Origin of the sequence: Acuticoccus mangrovi, assembly GCF_016411865.1 — a bacterium.
Taxonomy (GTDB): domain Bacteria; phylum Pseudomonadota; class Alphaproteobacteria; order Rhizobiales; family Amorphaceae; genus Acuticoccus; species Acuticoccus mangrovi.
Genome location: NZ_JAEKJA010000036.1, coordinates 1 through 20,177 on the forward strand (window position 1 = coordinate 1; position 20,177 = coordinate 20,177).

A 20,177-nucleotide genomic window follows, 5' to 3' on the forward strand; every position below is an offset into this window, starting at 1 on the left:
ATCATCATCCGATGGTGGTGCTGATTGAGTCCGGAGCCTAGCGCAGCGGGGCGATCATGGCGAGGAGATCGGTGGTGGGGCGCACGTCGCCGAAGATGCGGTAGAAGGTGGCGAGGCTCGCCTCGTGCAGGCCGTGGGCGTGGCCGGCGAGGGCGTCCGACACCATGACCACCCGATAGCCGAGCTCCACCGCGTCGCGGGCGGAGGATTCGCAGCACACGTTGGTGACCGTCCCGGCGATCAGCACCGTGTCGATGCCACGCTCGCGCAGCTGGTCGGAAAGATCGCACTTGCCGGGGAAGAAGGCGCTGGCGCCGGTCTTCGCGGCGTGGATGTCGCCGGGCCGCACGTCGAGCTCGTGCCAGAGGGCGGCGCGCGGATCGCTCGGCCGGGCCGCTTTGGCAAAGAGCGCGGCGCGGGCCTCGCCGACGATGGCGACAAGCCGGTCGTCCCGCCGCGGGGCCGGGGCCGCCGTGACCCAGGCGACGTCGCCGCCCGCCCGCCGCAGCGCCGCCGCGAGCGCGTTGATCGGGCCGACGATGGTCCGGCATCCGGGGTCCGCCTCCACCGAGGCGCGCATCATGTCGACCACCACGAGGGCGGCGCGGTGGGGAGCGATGTCCGGAAAGGCGTGGAGCCTGCCGCGCCGCGCCACGACCTTGGCGACGATGCGCTCGTTGATGCCGCTCGGGTGCCGGAGGTCGACGATGGTCGCGGTCATCAGGTCAGTCCCCTCTACTGAACATAGTAGGAACATAACGGGAGATGCTCCCCCGAATCAAGGCAAACACACCGACGAGAGGCGGCGGGAGAGAAAGATCTCGCCACCCGCGGTCCTCGCCCCCGGCCGCCCCGCGGACGGTCGGGGGCGGGAGGCTACTCGGCGCCCTTCGCGGCAGCGGCCTTCTTGGTGGGGCTCTTCGCCTTCGTCGTCTTGGCGGCGTCGCCCGAGGCTGCCTTGGTGGTCTTGCCGGCGGCCTTGGTCGCCGTCTTCGCCGCCGTCTTCGCCGCGGTCTTGCCGCCGCTCTTCGCGGTGGTCTTTGACGTGGTCTTGGCCTTGGTCGATCGCGCCGCGGTCTTACCCTTCGCCGCCTTGCCGCCCTTCGCCTCGATGAGCTTCAGCGCGTCCTCGAGGGTGATCGTCTGCGGATCGGTGCCCTTCGGCAGCGTGGCGTTGACCTTGCCGTGGTTGACGTAGGGGCCGTAGCGGCCTTCGCGCACCGTCACCTCGCCGCCGGCGGGGTGATCGCCGAGGCTCTTCAGCGCGGCCGGCGTGCGGCCGAAGCCCTTGCCTTCCTTGCGCTCGGCGATCATCGCCACGGCGCGGTTGAGGCCGATCTCGAACACGTCCTCGATGGAATCGAGCTTGGTGTACTTGCCGCCATAGAGGAGATAGGGCCCGTAGCGGCCGAGGCCCGCCTGGATCGGCTGCTTGTCCTCGGGGTGCTCGCCCACCTCGCGCGGCAGGTCGAGGAGCCGCACCGCCTTCTCCAAGGTGATCTCCTCGGGCTGCCAACCCTTCGGCAGCGAGGAGCGCTTGGGCTTCTCGCCCTCAGCGGCCTCCATCTGCACGTAGGGGCCGAAGCGGCCGGTGCGCAGCGACACCTCCATGCCGGTCTCGGGGTGCACGCCGAGCACCACCGGCCCCTCCGCCGCCGCCGGGTCGGCGTTGGGATCGTCGCCGAGCTGACGGGTGAAGTTGCACTCCGGATAGTTCGAGCAGCCGATGAACGCGCCGTAGCGGCCGTTCTTCAGCGACAGGCGGCCGGTGCTGCACACCGGGCAGGCGCGCGGGTCCGACCCGTCCGGCTTCGGCGGGAAGATCAGCGGCGCGAGGTCCTCGTTGAGGGCGTCGAGCACGGCGGCCGTGCGCACCTCCATCACGTCGCCGATCTGCTTGGAGAAGTCGGCCCAGAACTCGCGCAGCACCTCGCGCCAGTCGAGCCGGCCGTCGGAGATCGCGTCAAGCTTCTCCTCGAGGTCGGCGGTGAAGCCGTACTCCACGTAGCGCTCGAAGAAGGAGTGCAGGAAGGCCGTCACGATCCGGCCCTTGGAGCCGGGGATGAGGCGCTTCTTGTCGAGCGTCACATACTCGCGGTCGCGCAGCGTCGAGAGCGTCGCCGTGTAGGTGGAGGGGCGGCCGATGCCGAGCTCCTCCATCTTCTTGATCAGCGTCGCCTCGGTGTAGCGCGGCGGCGGCTCGGTGAAGTGCTGCGAGGGCTTCACCGCCTTGCGGGCGAGCGCGTCGCCCTTGGCGATCTTCGGCAGGCGGCGGTCGTCGTCGTCCTCGTCCGCGGCGTCGTCGACGCCCTCCATGTAGACCGACAGGAAGCCGTCGAAGAGCATCACGGAGCCGGTGGCGCGCAGGCCGATTGTCTTGCCGCTCTCGACCGCGTCGATGTCGACGGTGGTGCGCTCGAACTCGGCCGACTCCATCTGCGAGGCCATCGCCCGCTTCCAGACGAGGTCGTAGAGGCGGAACTCGTCGTCGCCGAGATGGCGCTTCATCTGGGCGGGACGGCGGAACACGTCGGTCGGGCGGATCGCCTCGTGCGCCTCCTGCGCGTTCTTCGCCTTGGTGGCGTAGTGGCGCGGCTTCGGCGGCAGGTAGCGCTCGCCGTAGTCCTTGTCGATGACGCGGCGGATGGCGCTGATGCCCTCCGGCGCCATCTGCACGCCGTCGGTCCGCATGTAGGTGATGAGGCCGACGGTCTCGCCGCCGAGGTCGACGCCCTCGTAGAGCTTCTGCGCCACCTGCATGGTGCGCGCCGAGGAGAAGCCGAGCTTGCGGCTCGCCTCCTGCTGCAGCGTGGAGGTGGTGAAGGGCGGTGCCGGGTTGCGCTTCTGCGGCTTCGCCTCCACCGACATGGCGGCGAAGGCGGCGGCGTTGAGGTGGTCGACGATCTGCTTGGCGTCGGCCTCGGACTTGATGCCGAGCCGGTCGAGCCGCTTGCCGTCGAGCACGGCGACGCGCGCCTCGAAGGTATCGCCCGAGGGCGTCGCGAGGGTGGCGACGACGGTCCAATATTCCTGCGCCTTGAAGCGCTCGATCTCGGCCTCGCGGTCGCACACGAGGCGCAGCGCCACCGACTGGACGCGGCCGGCCGAGCGGGCGCCCGGAAGCTTGCGCCACAGGACGGGCGAGAGGTTGAAGCCGACCAGATAGTCGAGCGCGCGGCGGGCTCGGTAGGCGTCGACGAGGTCGTCCTCGATGGCGCGCGGCGAGGCCATAGCGTCGAGCACGGCCTGCTTGGTGATGGCGTTGAAGACGACGCGCTCGACCGGCTGCGACTTCAGCGCCTTCTTCTCCCTCAGCACCTGGAGCACGTGCCAGGAGATCGCCTCCCCCTCCCGGTCGGGGTCGGTGGCGAGGATGAGGCGATCGGCCGACTTCACTGCCTTGGCGAGGTCGTTGAGGCGCTTCTGCGCCTTGGCGTCCACCTGCCAGATCATGTTGAAGTCGTGGTCGGGGTCGACCGAGCCATCCTTCGGCGGCAGGTCGCGCACGTGCCCGTAGGACGCGACGACGTGGTAGGCATCACCCAGATACTTGTTGATGGTCTTCGCTTTCGCTGGAGACTCCACAACGACGACGTTCATGCGACGACCCCCCTTTGCGCCCCGCACATAGAGGCGCCGGCCCCGCAACGCAAAGGCCGATTGTTGAGCAAAATTTTGGCGTGCCTCTTCCGCGTCCGGTGAAGGCGCAACCCTGAGGCGATTTTTCTACGCGGCAAGGTTGAGGTCAGCTTGCCGCGGCAAAACTCGCACGAGATAGGCGCGAGGGCGCAACAAGAGAGTTGTCTGTTCGATGAAAGGGACCTCCCATGGCCACTACAAGTGACGGAGTGATTCGCGCTATGGGCGAAATCGTGGCCGCCGATCCGCTGCTCGCCTCCGGCCCCGACGCGGCCGAATATATCGAGCGAATGTGCTCGGAGCTGACGAGCATCGCCGATCGTGCGGGCCTCGGCTTCCTCGCCTACCTGCTCGAGGTGGCGCGAGAGGAGGCGTTGCTCCACTACGACGCCGAGCCCCGTCCGACGCCCGTCCGCCACGGTGAATTGCCGCACCGCTAACCCGCCTCCCACCGTGCCGGACGGCGGGGTTCGACCCCCGCTGCGGACGTCCGTCGACGCTCCGCCATGCGGTGACGCCCTTGCTCCGGCCGGCCGCCTACCCCATTGTCACGCCTCGTGAGTAGCCATTTGCGTCACGGGGCCCCCATGCGCCTCCTTCTCGTTCTCCTCATCGCCATCGCCGCCCCCGCGGGTCTCTCGGCCCAGGAGGTGCCGGCCTCGCGGGCCGAGATCAGCCTGTCCTTCGCGCCCATCGTGCGGAACGCGGCTCCCGCCGTGGTCAACGTCTATTCCGCGCAGCGCAACGATCGCGGCAATCTCGGCATGTTCGACGACGATCCGTTCATGCGGCGCTTCTTCGGCGGGCCGCGGATGCATCGCCGCGGGCCGACCCTCGGCTCGGGCGTGATCGTCGACCCGTCCGGACTCATCATCACCAACGCGCACGTGGTGAAGGATGCCCGCGAGATCCGCGTCGGCTTCTCCGACCGTCGCGAGTTCGAGGCCTCGCTTCTCCTCAAGGACGAGCGCACCGACCTCGCCGTGCTGAAGATCGAGAGCGACGAGAAGTTCCCCTCCCTGCCGCTCGGCGATCCCACCAACCTCGAAGTGGGCGACCTGGTGCTTGCGATCGGCAACCCCTTCGGCGTCGGCCAGACGGTGACGCAGGGGATCGTGTCGGCGCTCGCCCGCACCCAGGTGGGTATCGCCGACTCGCGCTTCTTCATTCAGACCGACGCGGCCATCAACCCGGGCAACTCCGGCGGCGCTCTCATCGATATGGCGGGGCGCCTCGTCGGGATCAACACCGCCATCTATTCGCGCAGCGGCGGCTCGATCGGCATCGGCTTCGCGATCCCCGTGGACATGGTGAAGATCGTGCTCCAGTCCGCCCGCGACGGGGGCACCGTGCGTCGCCCCTGGTTCGGCGCCCGGCTCGAAAGCGTCACCCGCGAGCTCGCGGGCCAGCTCGATCTCGACCGGCCCGCCGGCGCGCTCGTCACCGAGCTCGTCGACGGTAGCCCCGCCGCCGCGGCCGGCCTCAAGGTCGCCGACGTCATCGTCTCGGTCGACGGCATCGACATCGCCGACCAGCAATCCTTCGGCTACATCTTCGCGACGCGCGGCATCAGCGGTTCCGCAGAGCTCGGCGTGATGCGCGACGGCAAGCCCCGCACCCTCACCGTCGCGCTCGAGGCGCCGCCGGAGGAGCCCGCCCGCGACGCGCGCCACCTCGAAGGGCGCTCCCCGTTCGACGGCGCCCTCGCCATGAACCTCTCCCCCCGCGTCGCCGACGAGTTGAACCTCGAGCTCACCTCCCGCGGCGTGGTGATCGCGAGCGTCGACCCGCGCTCGGTGGCGCGCCGCGTCGGGCTGCGTCCCGGCGACGTGGTGCGCGAGGTGAACGGCTACGACGTTCCCGATTCGCAGACCCTCGCCAACATCGCGGCGGAGCGCGAGCGCTACTGGGACATCGTCATCGAACGCAACGGGGAGCAGCTCAACCTCCTCCTCGGCGGCTGACGGTGTCGAACCTCTTCACCGCGGCGGGACTGGAGAAGGCCGCGCCCCGTCCGCTCGCCGACGAGCTGCGGCCGGCGCGCCTTTCCGACATCGTCGGCCAGCCCCAGCTCCTCGGGCCCGACGGGCGGCTCACCCGCATCATCCGCTCCGGGGAGATCGGCTCGCTGATCTTCTGGGGGCCGCCCGGCACCGGCAAGACCACGCTCGCCCGCCTCCTCGCCGCCCACGTCAAGCTGGAGTTCGTGCAGATCTCGGCGATCTTCTCCGGCGTCGCCGACCTCAAGAAGGTGTTCGAGACCGCCCGCAACGCCCGCAATATCGGCCGCGGCACGCTGCTTTTCGTCGACGAGATCCACCGCTTCAACCGTGCCCAGCAGGACGCCTTCCTGCCGGTGATGGAGGACGGCACCATCACGCTGGTGGGTGCGACCACCGAGAACCCGTCCTTCGAGCTCAACGCCGCGCTGCTGTCGCGCGCCCAGGTGCTCACCTTCCAGGCGCTCGAGCCGGACGCGCTCGGCGAGCTCCTCACCCGCGCCGAGGCGGTGCGCGGCCCGCTGCCCCTCACCGCGGAGGGCCGCGTCAGCCTCATCCGCATGGCCGACGGCGACGGCCGCGCCATCCTGACCCTCGCCGAGGAGGTCTACCGCGTCGCCGGGGAGGGCGAGACGCTCGACGCCGACGCCGTCCAGTCCCTCCTTCAGCGCCGCGCTCCGGCCTACGACAAGGACCGCGACGGCCACTTCAACCTCATCTCCGCGCTGCACAAGGCGGTGCGCGGCTCCGACCCCGACGCGAGCCTCTACTACCTCATGCGCATGCTCGACGCGGGCGAGGACCCCCTCTACCTCGCGCGCCGCCTGGTGCGCATGGCCACCGAGGACATCGGCCTCGCCGACCCGCACGCCCTCACCCTCGCCATCGCCGCCCGCGACAGCTACGACTTTCTCGGCAGCCCCGAAGGCGAGCTCGCCCTCGCCGAGATCACCGTCTACCTCGCGCTCGCCCCCAAATCGAACGCCCTCTACACCGCCTACAAGGCCGCCAAGCGCTTCGTGAAGGAGACGCCGTCGCTGCCGCCGCCCAAGCACATCCTCAACGCTCCCACCCGCTTCATGCAGGAGGAGGGCTACTCGGCGGGCTACGAGTACGATCACGACGCCCCCGACGCGATCTCCGGGCAGGCCTACTTTCCCGAGGCGGTCGGCCGGCAGACCTTCTACCGCCCCACCGAGCGGGGCGCCGAGGCCAAGCTCAAGGCCCGCCTTGCCATCGCCGACGAGAAGCGTACACAGCGGGCGCGGGACGCGGCGCGCGCCCCCGCCCCGCCACCTCGCGACGCGGAGGACCAATGACCACTCTCCTGGAATTTCTGGCGCTGTGGGCGGCGGTCTACGTCGTGACGTTCACGCTCTACATCTCGTTCGGCGCCGCCTTCCAGTGGTTCGCCCACCGCCACCCCGAGCGGCGCATCCAGAAGGGGCGCTATGGCGAAAAGCGCAAGTGGAAGGAAATCCGCCAGAGCGCCTGGTCGCTGACGGCGACGTGCTTCTGCCTCGCCGGCGGCCTGTTCCTCCAGTTCAAGGGCTGGACACCGGTCGCTCCGCTCGCGCTGTCCTGGTGGTCGGTGCCGCTGATGTTCGTCGTCTCCATCGTCGCCTTCGACGCGTGGTTCTACTGGGGCCACCGGCTGATGCACTGGGGGCCGCTCTACAAGCACCACCAGTTCCACCACCGCTCCGTCGCCCCCACGGTGTGGTCGAACTACTCCGACACCATCGTCGACGCCTTCGTGATGCAGAGCTACTACCTCTGGGCGCCGCTGTTCCTGCCGATCCCGCCGGTGGTGCTCATCGCCCACCGCCTCTACGACCACTTCAACGGCATGATCGGCCACTCGGGCTTCGAGTTCGCCGCCTCCGACCTCACCCGCGTGCCCTCGCCGATGGTCTGCACCCTGTTCCACGATCAGCACCACGCCCACTTCAACACCAACTTCGCCAACTTCTTCTCGATCTGGGACCGGATGATGGGCACCCTCGACCAGGACTATGACGGCGGGGTGCAGCGCTGGACCGCCCAGAACGCCACCAAGGCCGCCGAGCCGGACCACAACACCACCGCCCGCGCCTCGTGAGCCCGCTCGCTGCGTCACTCCTGGTCGCCGCCGGCGGCGCGGTGGGTGCCCTCTCACGCTTCTGGGCCAACGTGCTGATCGCCGGTCTCGCGGGGACGAGCCTGCCGTTCGCGACCTTCACGGTGAACGTCGTGGGCAGCTTCCTGATCGGCATCCTCACCACGCTGTTCTCGCACAATCTCGCGGTCACGGCGCTCGCCGTCACCGGCATGCTCGGAGGCTTCACCACCTTCTCGACCTTCTCCATCGAGACCGTGCGCCTCATCGAAGCAGGACGGATCGTCGTCGCGATCGGCTATATCGGGCTCTCGGTGATCGTCTCGCTGGCGGCGGCGGCGCTCGGCGTCGCCCTCGCGCGGGCCATCTGATGGAGGCGCCCCGCGTCAGCCACGTCGAGGTCGGCGAGGACGACGGGGGCATGCGCCTCGACCGCTGGCTGCGCCAGCAGTTCCCGGGCGTGCCCTTCGGCGTGCTGTCGCGCATCGTGCGCACCGGCCAGGTGCGGGTGGACGGGGCGCGCGCCAAGCTCGAAACGCGCCTCGAGCCCGGCCAGAGCGTGCGCCTGCCGCCGGTGACGGTGGCCGACGCGCCGGCCCCGCCCCGCGCCGAGGGGGATGCCGCCGCGCTGGAGGCGATGGTGATCCACCGCGACAGCGCCCTCGTGGTGCTCAACAAGCCATACGGTCTCGCCGTGCAGGGGGGCTCGGGCCTCACCCGCCATATCGACGGCATGCTGGAGGCCTGGCGGGACCGCAACGGCCGCAAGCCGCGCCTCGTTCACCGCCTCGACCGCGAGACCACGGGCGTGCTGGTGGTGGCGCTGAAGCGCAGCGCGGCCGCCTTCCTCGCCGAGCAGTTTCGCGGCCGCGACGCCCACAAGGACTACTGGGCCCTCACCCGCGGCCATCCCTCCCCGGAGGAGGGGAAGATCTCCACCTGGCTCGCCCGCGATCCGCACGACGGCGAGAAGATGGCCGTGGTGCGCACCAAGACGAAGGACGCCCAGCGCGCCATCACCACCTGGGAGACGCTCGACCGGGCCGGCCAGCTCTCGCTGCTGCGCCTCTCGCCGATCACCGGTCGCACTCACCAGCTGCGCGTCCACTGCGCCCACATGGGGGTGCCGATCATCGGCGACACGAAATATTTCAACGTGGAGAATTGGGCGCTGCCGGGCGGCATCCAGAACCGGCTGCACCTTCATGCCCGCCACATCTCGCTGCCCCATCCCGACGGAGGCACGCTCGAGGTCACGGCCCCGCTGTCGCCCCACTTCCAGCAGAGCCTTTCGGTGCTGGGGCTCGATCCCGACGGCTGATCAGGCGGCGAGCGCCATCGAGAGCGGGTAGCGCTCCTCGCGCACGTAGGGGCCGCCGCCCACAGAGTCGCGCGAGGAGAGGAGGTCGAACGCCTCCGCCTCGAACGGCGGGGCGGAGAAGCCGCCGCGGATGGTGAGCCAGTCGGCGACGTCCTTCGGCGTCGAGCCGCGCAACCGAGCCACGGTGACGTGCGGGGTGTAGCGCCGTGCCTCGGCGGGCAAGCCGATGCGCTGGAGGATGCGCTCCTGCTCGGCCTGGAGCTCCATCAGCGCCGGCGTCGGCTCTACCCGCGCCCAAACGGAGTGCGGCTTCTTCTTGTTGCCGAAGGAGCCGAGGCCGTTGAGGCGCACCGTCACGGGAGCGCGGCGGATGCGGGAGAGGGCGTCCGCCACCTCGTCGGCGGTCCGCTCGTCCACGTCGCCGATGAAGCGCAGGGTGATGTGGTAGTTTTCCGGGTCGATGAAGCGGGCCCCGCGGAGGCCGCCGCGCAGGCCGGTCAGCCACATGCGCACATCGTCGGGAAGGGTGAGGGCGGTAAACAAGCGCGGCATAAGCACCTCCCGATCAACCTTTGGGAATTCTGATCGAGTCGGGCCCTCGAACGCAAGGGCCTGCAACGAAAAGACCCACTAACGCAGAGGTCCGGAAACGAAAAAGGCGCGGCCGAAGCCGCGCCTGCCTTGCGCCAACCCCGAGGGGTGGCTCGCTACTGGCGATTGCCGAACAGCGACAGCAGCATCATGAACATGTTGATGAAGTTCAGATAGAGCGAGAGGGCGCCCATCACCGCCTTGCGGCCGGCCACGGAGTGGTCGTCGCCCACGTAGTACATCTCCTTGATGCGCTGCGTGTCGTAGGCGGTGAGGCCGGCGAACACCAGCACGCCGATCACCGACACAGCGAACTGCAGCGCCGTGGAGTGCAGGAAGAGGTTCACCAGCGAGGCGATGATGATGCCGATGAGGCCCATGAACAGGAAGGAGCCCCAGCCCGACAGGTCCTTCTTGGTGGTGTAGCCGTAGAGGCTCAGCGCACCGAAGGCCGCGGCGGTGATGAAGAACACCCGCGCGATGCTCTCCGACGTGTAGACGAGGAGGATCGAGGAGAGCGAGATGCCCATCACCGCGGCGAACGCCCAGAAGGTGAGCTGGGCGGCGCCGAGGGACATCTTGCCGATGCGGGCGCCGAGGAAGAAGATGAAGCCCAGCGGGGCGAGCATCACCACCCACTTGAGGGGGCTCGTGTAGAGCGTCACCCCGAACTGGGTGAGGTACATGCCGTTGCCCACCTGCGCGACGGCACCGTCCGGCGAGCCGGTCACGGCCATGTTGAAGACGCCGAGCGCCGCAAAGCCCGTCACCACAAGGCCGATGGCCATGTAGTTGTAGACGCGCAGCATGTAGCTCCGCAGGCCTTGATCGATGCCGACGTCGGCGGGCGCGGCCCCGACGGTCGGCCGCGCGTACGGATTACGATCGTAGGTCGCCATGTGCTTCCCTATGCTTGTCTCGTTAAGTCGGCTGTTCTGCCGACGGCGGACGCACCTCGTCCATTGCCGTGGAATATGGAGGTGCGAGAGGCCGGCAGCAAGCGAAACCGCAGAGGGCGCGACAATGGCGCGTGCCGGCCCCGCTGGGGCGCCGGCCCCACGCCAGCCTCAGGTGCCGCTTCGCGCGAGCGGCTCGGCGTCGTTCGAATGGCGCAGATTGTCGAGGAAAGTCGCGATGTTGCTGCGCACCCCGCTGGTGCTGCGTTTCAGTTCGGCCGACGAGCCCCACACCGTTTCCGCCGCCTCGTTGGTGGCGTCCACGTCGGTGCGGATCCGGTTCATATTGTCGCTGACGAGGCTCGTCGACTGCGAGGCGGTCACGATGCTCGCGGCGATCTCGCGAATCGCGGCGTCCTGCTCCTCGAGGGCGGCGGCCATCGTCTGGGTGTTGGCGGACAGCTGGCTGACCGTGCGCACGATGCCGTTGATGGCGTCGACGCTCTGCTGCGTCTCGCCCTGCATCGCCCGGATCTGGGTCTCGATGTCGGCGGTGGCGCGGGCGGTCTGCTCGGCGAGCCCCTTCACCTCCTGCGCCACGATGGTGAAGCCGCGGCCGGCCTCGCCCGCCCGCGCCGCCTCGATCGTCGCGTTCAACGCCAGGAGGTTGGTCTGCTCGGCGATGGCGTTGATGAGCTTCGTCACCTCGCCGATGCTGCGGCTCGCCTCGGCGAGCGTGTTCATCGAGCGCGACGCTCCCTCCGCCGCGTCCACCGCGCTGCGCGAGGTGGCGGCCGTGTCGTGCACCTGCCGGCTGATCTCCTGGGAAGAGGCGCTGAGTTCCTCGGCCGCCGCCGCGACGACCTGGACGCTGGCGTTGCCGGCCTCGCACGCCGAGAAGGTCGAGCCCGCGTGATGGCTCATGCGCTCGGCGATCTGGCGCAGCCCCTCGGCGCGCTCCGTCATGTGCGCCACCTCCTTCTGCATCGTCTCGATGCCTTGGGAGACCTCCGCGTCGAGGGCGCTCGCCATCTCCTCCGTCGCCCGCGCCCGTTCGAGCTTCAGCTTCTCGTCGGCCGCCGCCTGGGATTCGAGGAGGCTGTTGCGCTCGGCCATCATGGTGCGCAGCTCGCTCACGGCCCGGGCGATCTCGCCGATGGCGTCGCCGCGCCGGCCGAATTCGCTCTCCTCCACCACCTCGCCCATGGAGAGGCGGTGGACCTTGTCGGCGAGATCCTGGGCCGGGCGGGAGATGTCGCGCGCGATCAGCCAGTTGAACAGGATCACCAGCGCGACACCGGCCGCGCTCAGGCCGATCGCCACCCAGAGCAGCGTGCTGAACTCGGCGTCGAGGCGGTTCATGTAGATGCCCGTGCCCACGAAGATCCCCCATTCGGGGATCGGCGAGACGTAGGACACCTTGGGGACGGGATCCTCGCTGCCGGCCTGGGGCCACCAGTAGGTCACGGCGCCGCCGCCCTTTTGCGCCGCGGCGGACAGCGCCTGGAACAGCTTGAAGCCCTTCTTGTCCTCCAGCTCCCACAGATTGCGCCCTTCGAGCGCCGGGTTCGCGCCGTGGGCGACCATGTTGCCGTCGAGGTCGGAGGCGAAGAAATACTCGCTATGATCGTCGTACCACATGGACCGGACGGCGTCGGCGAACAGGCTCTGCGCCTCCTCGCGGCTGATCTCGCCGTTCCTTGCCCGCTCTTCGAGGCGCTGGGCGTAGTCCGCCGCCGACTCGGTGAGGGCGCGCACCTTGTCCACCTCGAGCCGCAGGGCGAACTGGCGGGCCTGAGGCATGACGATGAACATGAGCCCGACCAGGGTCAGGATGTTGAGCCCCACGAGGATTCTGAGCTTCGAAGGGATCGTCAGTCGTCGATAAAGGCCAACCACGCGCACCTCCTCGTCCGCCGTCGGCGAGACTTCTTCAAACCACCTTTCCATGCCACGGCTGCATGGGCCGACGCTGGTGGTGGTGCGCGATGGATGATCATGCGGCGGGCGGCGCCGGCGGACCGCCGCGACGGGGCGGTCCTCGGCTCGCGGCCCGGCCGCCCCGGACGGTCAGCGCGTCCAGTAGGCGGCGAGATAGGTCTGTGTTCGCGGCAGGCCGAGGCTGCGGAAGTGCTCTCTCGCCTCGCGCACCAGCGCCTGCTCGGCAGCGAACCACACGAACACGTCGCCGGCGGGAAGCGCCACGTCGCGCAGCCGCGGCCACAGGCCGGGCGGGTCGCCGCGCAGCGTCCAGACGACCTCGATGCCCGGCGGATGGTCGAGCGCGCATCGGTCGTCCGGATCGGCGGTCTCGATGATCGCGGTGCCCGTGCGCGAAGCGGGCGAGTGGGCGAGGATCCGCCGGATCGCCGGCAACGCGGTCTCGTCTCCGGCGATCACCAGGGCATCGCCCGGCGGAAAGCCGCCGCCGCCGGGACCCGTGATCGCCACGACGTCGCCCGGCTTCGCCCGCTGCGCCCAGCCCGTCGCCCGGCCGCCCTCGTGCTCGAACACGTCGAACGTGAAGCGGCCCGCCGCCGGGTCGAGGTCGACGAACGTATAGCGGGGGCGGTGGATCGCGTCCTCTCCCTCCGGCCAGACGGTGCGGCCGTTGCCGTCCACCATCGGCCATACCGGCGTCCGACCCTCCGGCGGCAGCAGGAGGGCGAAGTGCATGCCGCCGCCGGTGGCCAGGGCCTCGGTGCCCTCGCAGGCGAGCGTGATGCGGAGGAAGTTGGTCGACACCCGCTCGCTCCCGACGACCTCGGCGAGGTGGAAATTCGGCGGCACGCGGGGGGTGGTGTCGACGCCGCTCCACACCATCGCCGCGCTCGCCGCGGGAAAGATGTGATCGAGAAGGTAGATCACCCCCTCGCGGGTCTGATGGAGATACCCTTCGGAGGTGGCGGTGATCTCGATGTCGAGCCGGCGCATCCCGAGGGAGACCGCCACGTCCGAATGGTCGTAGTGCACGGAGAGCCCCCGTTCGGTCGCCCGGACAGGAAAGCCGAACTCCTCGATCTGGCTGCGGAGGTGCGCGAGGAGATCGTGTGGAATCTCGCCCTCATACCGGCTGGCCGTGGCGAGGGGACTATCTGAGTGTGTCATGGCGATGTCTTACTGCCGTCGCCCCCATCGATGCAATTTCTTAAAGCAAGTTTGGAAGTATTCTTTCTGAGAATTCCTCCAAGAAACGATGCTTCAAGCCAATAGAGTAGAATGACAATAATATGATATCAATGAATGTTGCCAGTCAGTCACATATGTAACTGAACTGAGATGTAGCATCCTTCGGACTCACAAGTATCCACTATTCCTGACTCCGAGAGTCGATTTATCCATCGGTCATCGCAATGACGTCCGCCCGCCTGGAAGCGCGGCAGGCTGCGTTCATGGAAGAAGGTGACCATGGGACCGACGACGACTACGCCGAGCCGGAGCACGACGCGACGGCTGCTCGCCTCGCTGTCGTGCGGCGCCGTCCTGCTCGCCCCGACCTTCGCTCTCGCGCAGGACGACGTCATCGAGCTCGCACCGGTCGTCGTCGAGGGGCACGAGAACGAGACGGAGGCGGGAACCGGGGTCAACACCGAGGCGGCTCAGCAGATGGAGGACCGCCGGAGCATCGTCGCCCAGGACACCGCGGTCGGCACCAAGACCGACACGCCGATCCTCGAGGTCCCGGCCTCCGTCTCGGTGGTCACCCAGCGCGAGCTGGAACAGCGCGCCGTCGACAATCTCGACCAGGCGCTCGCCTACACCTCCGGCGTCGCGACGCGCATCTACGGCACCGACAATCGCTACGACTTCTACCTCATCCGCGGCTTCTACCAGACCGCGACCGGGTCCTACCGCGACGGCCTGCCGATGCGCATTCCGGGCTTCGTCGGCAGCCGCGTCGAGCCGTTCGGCATGTCGCGGATCGAGGTCCTCAAGGGCTCCACCTCGACGCTTTTCGGGCTCAACGCCCCCGGCGGCCTCGTCAACGCCGTGACCAAGGTGCCGCTGCCCCAGAAGTTCGGCGAGATCTACATGTCGCTCGGCGATCATCTCGCCGAAGGCGGCGCCGACTTCGGCGGCCCGATCGACGCCGAAGGGCAGTGGCTCTACCGCTTCACGATCAAGGGTCAGGACGGCATCAACGGGATCTCCGAGGCCAACGACGACCGCATCTACGTCGCCCCGGCGATCACCTGGCAGCCGACCGACATGACGGCGCTGACCGTCCTCGCCGACTACAACTGGCGCGCCGGTAGCCCCGCCTACGGCATTCCGCGCGGCTCCGACATCGACATCGACACCTTCCTCGGAGAGCCCTCGTTCGACACCTTCGACACCAAGGAGTGGAACGTCGGCTACCAGTTCCGCCACGAGTTCGACAACGGCCTGCAGTTCCGCCAGAATCTGCGCTACACCGACCTCGACCTCACCTACGAGACGGTCTACGGCGCGCAGATCGACCCGACCCTGCCGCGCAGCCTCTACGCCGTCTACGGCGACACCCAGCGCTTCGTCGTCGACAACCAGCTGCAATACGACCGCAGCTGGCGCTTTCTCGACAGTCGTACCCTCGCCGGCCTCGAATATTATTATGACGAGGCGAACGAATACCGCATCTATTCGACGGCGCCCGGGATCGACATCCACAATCCCGTCTATTGCGGTCCGGCCTGCCTCACGCCGCTGCCGGCCGGCTACAACTGGGACTATCGCAGCTCCGCCCTCGGCATCTACGCGCAGGAGGAGGTGACCTTGTACGACAAGCTCATCCTCACCCTCGGCGGCCGCTACGACAACGTCCGCTCCTGGGTGAAGTATCCGGACTACGCTCTCGCCTATGATTCCTCGGACGACGCCTGGACCGGCCGCGCCGGCGTCACCTACATGCTGCGCGACGATCTCGCGGTCTACGCGAACTACTCGGAGTCCTTCCAGCCGGTGTCGGCCGACGTCGGCCTCGCCGGCCCCGCCAAGCCGCAGGAGGGCACCCAATACGAGGTCGGCGTGAAGTATCGGCCCGACTTCCTCGGCAACGCGCTGTTCACGCTCGCCGCGTTCGACATCACCCAGACCAACGTGCCCTACTACATCAACGCCACCACCCAGGCGCAGGTCGGCGAGATCCGCGTGCGCGGCGTCGAGTTCGAGGGCAAGTTCGCGCTCAACGATCGCCTCAACGCCACCCTGGCCTACTCTTACTGGGATCCGGAGATCCTGGAGGACGGGATCAGCGGCAACGTCGGCAATCAGCCGCAGAACGTGCCCAACCACATCGGCTCGGCGTGGGTCGACTACACCATCCCGGGGCACTGGCAGTTCAACGACCTGACCATCGGTGCCGGCATCCGCTATATCGGCCCGACCTATGCCGACAACGCCAACACCATCAAGCTCAACGACCGCTTCTTCGTCGATGCGGCGCTGTCCTACAAGCTGATCGAGAACGGAACCTTCCAGATCAACGTGACGAACCTCTTCAACGAGCGCGAGGTGGTCAACGTCGATACCTACACCAACACCGACTACTACAACGATGGGCGCCTCATCAAGGCAACGTTCAAGTACACATGGTGAGGGACGGCGGGCGAGGGACCCTGACGCGGCGCACGGTGCTCGGCGCCATCGCCGCCGCGGCCTTGCCGGCGGCGGCGGCGCGGGCCGACGATCTCCGCTTCGCTCACGCCTTCGGCGAGACGGTGCTGCCCGCCCCGGCGAGGCGCGTCGTCTCGCTCGGCTACACGACGCAGGATCCGCTTCTCGCCCTCGGCGTGGCGCCGCTCGCGGTGCGCGGATGGTTCGGCGACATGCCCTTCGGCGTGTTTCCCTGGGCGCAGCCGCTGCTCGGCGACGCCGAGCCCGTGGTCCTCGTCGGCGAGGTCTCGATGGAGCGCGTCGCGGCGCTCGCCCCCGATCTCGTGGTGGCGATCGGCTCCGGGATCTCGGAGGCGGAATATGGGGTCCTGTCGCGCATCGCCCCGACCCTCGTGCACGAGAAGGGCGTCGGCCCCTACGGCACGCCGTGGGACCATCTGACGAGGACGATCGGCCGCGCCGTCGGCAAGGCGGCCGCGGCCGACGCTCTCGTCGCCGGCGTGCGCGAGACCTACGCGGCGGCCCGCGCGCGCCACCCGGGCTGGGCGGACAAGACCGGCGTCGCCGCCTACCACTATGGCGGCGAGACGGGCGCCTTCATCCTGCCCGACACCCGCGCCAGCGTGCTCGCCGAGCTCGGCTTCCGCCCGACGCCGGCGGTCGCCGCCCTCTCCGGTCCCGACGAGTTCTACGCCGCCCTGTCGCCGGAGGATCTGTCGCCGCTCGACGCCGATGTTCTCGTCTGGGTGTCGAGCTTCGGCACGGCGCCGGATCTCGTGGCGCTGCCGATGCGCAAGACGCTCAACGCCTATCGCGAGGGGCGCGAGGTCTATGCCGGCCCGCTCGCCGCCGCGGCGATGTCGTTCGGCAGCGTGCTATCGCTCCCCTTCGTCCTCGACCTCCTCGAGGCCGACATCGCGGCGGCCGCCGACGGCCTTCCCGAGACGCCCGTCGCCTCAGCCGCCGCCGCGGGCCTCGCCCCATGAGGCGCTGGGGCGCGCTGGTCCTTCTCCTCGTCGTGGCGATGGCGGCGAGCCTCTGCCTCGGGGTGCGGCCGGTGAGCCTTTCGGAGGCCTGGCAGGCGATGGTCGCGCCCGATTGGAGCGATCCGGCGCATGTCACCATCCTGTCGATCCGCCTGCCGCGGCTCCTCGCGGGCCTCGTGTGCGGCGCGGCGCTCGGCGCCGCCGGCATGGCGATGCAGGCGCTGACGCGTAACCCGCTCGCCGATCCCGGTATCCTCGGCGTCAACGCGGGGGCGGCGTTCGCGGTGACGTTCGGCTCGCTGCTTCTCGGCCGCGCCGACAGCGGCGTCCTCGCGGTCCTCGCCTTCCCCGGCGCGGCCGTCGCCTCGGTGGTCGTGTTCGGGCTCGGCGGCGGGCTCAGGGGCGACGCGACGCCGGTGCGGCTCACCCTTGCCGGCGCGGCGTTCGCGGCTCTCCTCCTGTCGCTGATCTCGGCGGTCGTGATGATGCGGGGCGACACGCTGGAGGTGGTGCGCTTCTGGATCGTCGGTTCCCTCGCCGAGGCGGCGGCGCGCCCGCTCACGGCGATGACGCTCGCCGCCCTCGCGGGCGGCCTGCTCGCTCTGGCGCTGGCCCCGCGCCTCGAAGCCTTGGCCCTCGGCGCGGCGCTCGCGCGCGGGCTCGGCACTCGCCCGGGCTCCACGCAGGCGGGCGTGCTCGTCGCCGTCACCCTCCTCGTCGGCGCGGCGGTGGCGCTCGCCGGGCCGATCGCCTTCCTCGGCCTGATGGCCCCGCCCATCGCGCGGCGCCTCGTCGGCGGCGCTCTGCGGCCGGGCCTCCTCGCCGCGGCGGTGATCGGCGCCTCCATGCTGCTCTTGGCCGACACTCTCGGCCGGCTCGTCTTCGCGCCGGCGGAGATCCGCGCCGGGGTGATGACGGCGCTGCTCGGCGGCCCGGCCTTCGTCCTCATCGCGCGCCGCCTCGGCCCGGGCGCGTCGGCATGATGCGCACGCTGGTCCTCCTCGCCCTGCTTCTCGTCGCGACGGCGCTCGCGCTTCTCCTCGGGCAGGTGCCGCTCTCCGTCGGGGCGCTGTGGCAGGGGCTCGCCTTCGGCGACGGGCCGGCCGCGCTGACGGTCCGCGTCCTGCGTGCGCCGCGCGTGATGACGGCCCTCGGCGCGGGGGCCTCGCTCGGCCTCGCCGGAGCAATCTTCCAGTCGCTCTTCAAGAACCCGCTCGCCTCGCCCGACGTGATGGGCTTCACCGCGGGGTCGGGCCTTGCGATCCTCGCCGCGATCACCGCAGGGCTCGCGCTGCCGCTGCCCGTGATCGCGGCGGTCGGCGGCGTCGCCGCGGCGCTTCTCGTCGCCTTCGCCGCCGGCCGGCCCGACGAGGGCATCACGGCGACGCCGGCGCTCACCGTGGTCCTCGTCGGCCTCGGCGTCGGCTTTACCGCCACGGCGATCAACGGGTTCCTGATGACGCGCCTGTCGGGGCCGGAGGCGGCGGAGGCGCAACGTTGGCTCGCGGGTTCGCTCTCGGCCCGCGACTTCGGACACGGCGTCGAGATCATGGCGATCGGCGGGGCGCTCGCCCTCTGCCTGGTGCCGCAGGTGCGGGCGCTGCGCCTCCTGGAGCTCGGGCCGGACCTTGCGATGGGCCTCGGCCTCTCCCTCGCCCGTGCCCGCTACGGGCTCGCCGCCACGGGCATCGGCTTCGCGGCGGCGGCCGTCGCCGTCGCCGGCCCGATCGCCTTCGTGGCGCTGATGGCGCCGCCCGTCGGCGCGCGCCTCCTGCGGGCGAGCGACCCCGGCGCCCGGCTCGCCGCGGCGGCTGGCGCAGGGGCGATCATCACCGTGCTCGCCGATCTCGCCGCTCGCGCCCTCGTGCCGGGCCTCGTGCTGCCGATCGGCATCATGACCGGCATCCTCGGCGCCCCCTACCTTCTCTGGCGCCTGTCGCGGGAGATGGAGAGGGGGGACCTGTGATGGACGCGCGCCACCTGGTCCGCACCGCACGCCGAAGCCCGCCCGTCGGGTCCGCCCGCGGCGGCGTCGATCGATCGAAAGGCGCTCCCCGATGAGCGAAACCTTGCGCACCGAGGCGCTCACCCTCGGCTATCGCGACCGGACCGTGATCCGCGACCTCACCCTGGCGCTGCCGGCCGGCGTCAGCACCGCGATCCTCGGCCCCAACGGCTGCGGCAAGTCCACGCTGTTGCGCGCCCTCGCCCGCCTGTTGAAGCCGCAGGCGGGCCGCGTGCTCCTCGGCGAGACCGACATCCATGCCGCGAACACCCGCGCGCTCGCCCGCCGGCTCGCGATCCTGCCCCAGTCGCCGCTCGCCCCGGAGGGGATCACGGTCGGCGAGCTGGTACGGCGCGGCCGCACGCCGTGGCGCGGCGTTCTCGCCCCCTGGCGCGCGGAGGATGCGGCGGCCTGCGCGGTCGCGCTCGCCGCGGTGGCGATGACGGCGCTCGCCGAGCGGCCCCTCGCCGAGCTCTCCGGCGGGCAGCGCCAACGCGCCTGGCTCGCCCTGGTGCTCGCCCAACAGACGCCCATCCTCCTCCTCGACGAGCCGACGACCTTTCTCGACCTGCCGCATCAGATCGAGGTGTTGTCGCTCCTCGCGAAGGCGAACCGCGAGGCCGGCACCACCGTCGTCAGCGTGCTGCACGACCTCAACCTCGCGGCACGCTTCGCCCATCATCTCGTGCTTCTCGGCCCCGACGGTGTGGTCGCCGAGGGCCCGCCGGACGAGGTCGTGACCAGCGCCCACCTCGAGGCCGCCTTCGGCCTCGCCGCCGACATCATGCCCGACCCGCGCACGGGCCGACCCATGGTGATCCCCCGCTAGAGTGTGTTCAGGAAAAGTGGAGCCGGTTTTCCGCTCGGAACGCGCGCCGACAAGGAGCTGGAGACGGTTCGGTGAACGCGAGTTCATTGAACCGGCTCCGGTGGTCCGATCCAAACGGATCGAACCACCGGTCGGGTTGTCGTGCTGGTCGACATGTCGAGCCATTTGACTGACTTGATCGAAGCCCCGCGGCGTCAAGGGCGGGACTCGAACGTCTCGG

At 69.7% G+C, this 20,177-nt stretch carries 17 protein-coding genes; 11 read left to right on the top strand and 6 right to left on the bottom strand.

Features of this window, described 5'->3' with window-relative positions; translation table 11 throughout:
- Nucleotides 1-37: 37 nt before the first annotated feature.
- Both JCR33_RS23600 and topA read right to left on the bottom strand, forming a co-directional pair.
- On the bottom strand, nt 38-721 hold the full coding sequence (locus JCR33_RS23600; RefSeq protein ID WP_198884606.1) for an isochorismatase family cysteine hydrolase: 684 nt from the start codon (nt 719-721) through the stop codon (nt 38-40).
- 155 nt (nt 722-876) lie between these two features.
- Nucleotides 877-3,600: a type I DNA topoisomerase gene (topA, locus tag JCR33_RS23605; RefSeq protein ID WP_198884607.1), complete on the bottom strand. Its 2,724-nt coding sequence runs from the start codon at nt 3,598-3,600 to the stop codon at nt 877-879.
- A gap of 260 nt (nt 3,601-3,860) precedes the next feature.
- Here topA and JCR33_RS23610 point away from each other — a divergent pair, with 260 nt between their 5' ends.
- The 6 genes from JCR33_RS23610 to JCR33_RS23635 all read left to right on the top strand — a co-directional run bounded on the left by JCR33_RS23610 (nt 3,861) and on the right by JCR33_RS23635 (nt 9,058).
- On the top strand, nt 3,861-4,079 hold the full coding sequence (locus tag JCR33_RS23610) for a hypothetical protein (protein ID WP_198884608.1): 219 nt from the start codon (nt 3,861-3,863) through the stop codon (nt 4,077-4,079).
- 147 nt (nt 4,080-4,226) lie between these two features.
- Nucleotides 4,227-5,603: a Do family serine endopeptidase gene (locus tag JCR33_RS23615; RefSeq protein WP_198884609.1), complete on the top strand. Its 1,377-nt coding sequence runs from the start codon at nt 4,227-4,229 to the stop codon at nt 5,601-5,603.
- A 2-nt stretch (nt 5,604-5,605) separates the two neighbouring features.
- Nucleotides 5,606-6,958, top strand: coding sequence for a replication-associated recombination protein A (locus JCR33_RS23620; protein WP_198884610.1), 1,353 nt, complete (start codon nt 5,606-5,608; stop codon nt 6,956-6,958).
- Nucleotides 6,955-7,740, top strand: a complete 786-nt coding sequence (locus JCR33_RS23625) for a sterol desaturase family protein (protein ID WP_198884611.1) — start codon at nt 6,955-6,957, stop codon at nt 7,738-7,740. The genes JCR33_RS23620 and JCR33_RS23625 overlap by 4 nt, the downstream gene beginning before the upstream one ends.
- Nucleotides 7,737-8,108, top strand: a complete 372-nt coding sequence (crcB, locus tag JCR33_RS23630) for a fluoride efflux transporter CrcB (RefSeq protein WP_211110545.1) — start codon at nt 7,737-7,739, stop codon at nt 8,106-8,108. Before JCR33_RS23625 ends, crcB begins: the two co-directional genes overlap by 4 nt.
- The gene (locus tag JCR33_RS23635; protein ID WP_198884612.1) at nt 8,108-9,058 is read left to right on the top strand and encodes an RluA family pseudouridine synthase; all 951 of its coding nucleotides are present in this window, start codon (nt 8,108-8,110) and stop codon (nt 9,056-9,058) included. Before crcB ends, JCR33_RS23635 begins: the two co-directional genes overlap by 1 nt.
- On the opposite strand, the gene thpR is transcribed toward JCR33_RS23635, so the two are convergent.
- The 4 genes from thpR to JCR33_RS23655 form a co-directional block, all read right to left on the bottom strand.
- On the bottom strand, nt 9,059-9,610 hold the full coding sequence (gene thpR, locus JCR33_RS23640; protein WP_198884613.1) for an RNA 2',3'-cyclic phosphodiesterase: 552 nt from the start codon (nt 9,608-9,610) through the stop codon (nt 9,059-9,061).
- A gap of 155 nt (nt 9,611-9,765) precedes the next feature.
- Nucleotides 9,766-10,548: a Bax inhibitor-1/YccA family protein gene (locus tag JCR33_RS23645; RefSeq protein ID WP_198884614.1), complete on the bottom strand. Its 783-nt coding sequence runs from the start codon at nt 10,546-10,548 to the stop codon at nt 9,766-9,768.
- A 168-nt stretch (nt 10,549-10,716) separates the two neighbouring features.
- Complete coding sequence (locus tag JCR33_RS23650) at nt 10,717-12,444, bottom strand: methyl-accepting chemotaxis protein (RefSeq protein ID WP_198884615.1); 1,728 nt, start codon at nt 12,442-12,444, stop codon at nt 10,717-10,719.
- 171 nt (nt 12,445-12,615) lie between these two features.
- Nucleotides 12,616-13,653: a siderophore-interacting protein gene (locus JCR33_RS23655; RefSeq protein ID WP_198884616.1), complete on the bottom strand. Its 1,038-nt coding sequence runs from the start codon at nt 13,651-13,653 to the stop codon at nt 12,616-12,618.
- Between the two features lie 300 nt (nt 13,654-13,953).
- Between JCR33_RS23655 and JCR33_RS23660 the strand changes: the two genes are divergently transcribed.
- The 5 genes from JCR33_RS23660 (at nt 13,954) to JCR33_RS23680 (ending at nt 19,957) form a co-directional block, all read left to right on the top strand.
- Nucleotides 13,954-16,119: a TonB-dependent siderophore receptor gene (locus JCR33_RS23660; RefSeq protein ID WP_198884617.1), complete on the top strand. Its 2,166-nt coding sequence runs from the start codon at nt 13,954-13,956 to the stop codon at nt 16,117-16,119.
- The gene (locus JCR33_RS23665; protein WP_198884618.1) at nt 16,113-17,123 is read left to right on the top strand and encodes an ABC transporter substrate-binding protein; all 1,011 of its coding nucleotides are present in this window, start codon (nt 16,113-16,115) and stop codon (nt 17,121-17,123) included. Before JCR33_RS23660 ends, JCR33_RS23665 begins: the two co-directional genes overlap by 7 nt.
- The gene (locus JCR33_RS23670) at nt 17,120-18,106 is read left to right on the top strand and encodes a FecCD family ABC transporter permease (RefSeq protein WP_198884619.1); all 987 of its coding nucleotides are present in this window, start codon (nt 17,120-17,122) and stop codon (nt 18,104-18,106) included. Before JCR33_RS23665 ends, JCR33_RS23670 begins: the two co-directional genes overlap by 4 nt.
- The gene (locus tag JCR33_RS23675) at nt 18,103-19,089 is read left to right on the top strand and encodes a FecCD family ABC transporter permease (protein WP_198884620.1); all 987 of its coding nucleotides are present in this window, start codon (nt 18,103-18,105) and stop codon (nt 19,087-19,089) included. Before JCR33_RS23670 ends, JCR33_RS23675 begins: the two co-directional genes overlap by 4 nt.
- A gap of 91 nt (nt 19,090-19,180) precedes the next feature.
- Nucleotides 19,181-19,957: an ABC transporter ATP-binding protein gene (locus JCR33_RS23680; protein WP_198884621.1), complete on the top strand. Its 777-nt coding sequence runs from the start codon at nt 19,181-19,183 to the stop codon at nt 19,955-19,957.
- Nucleotides 19,958-20,177: the final 220 nt, after the last annotated feature.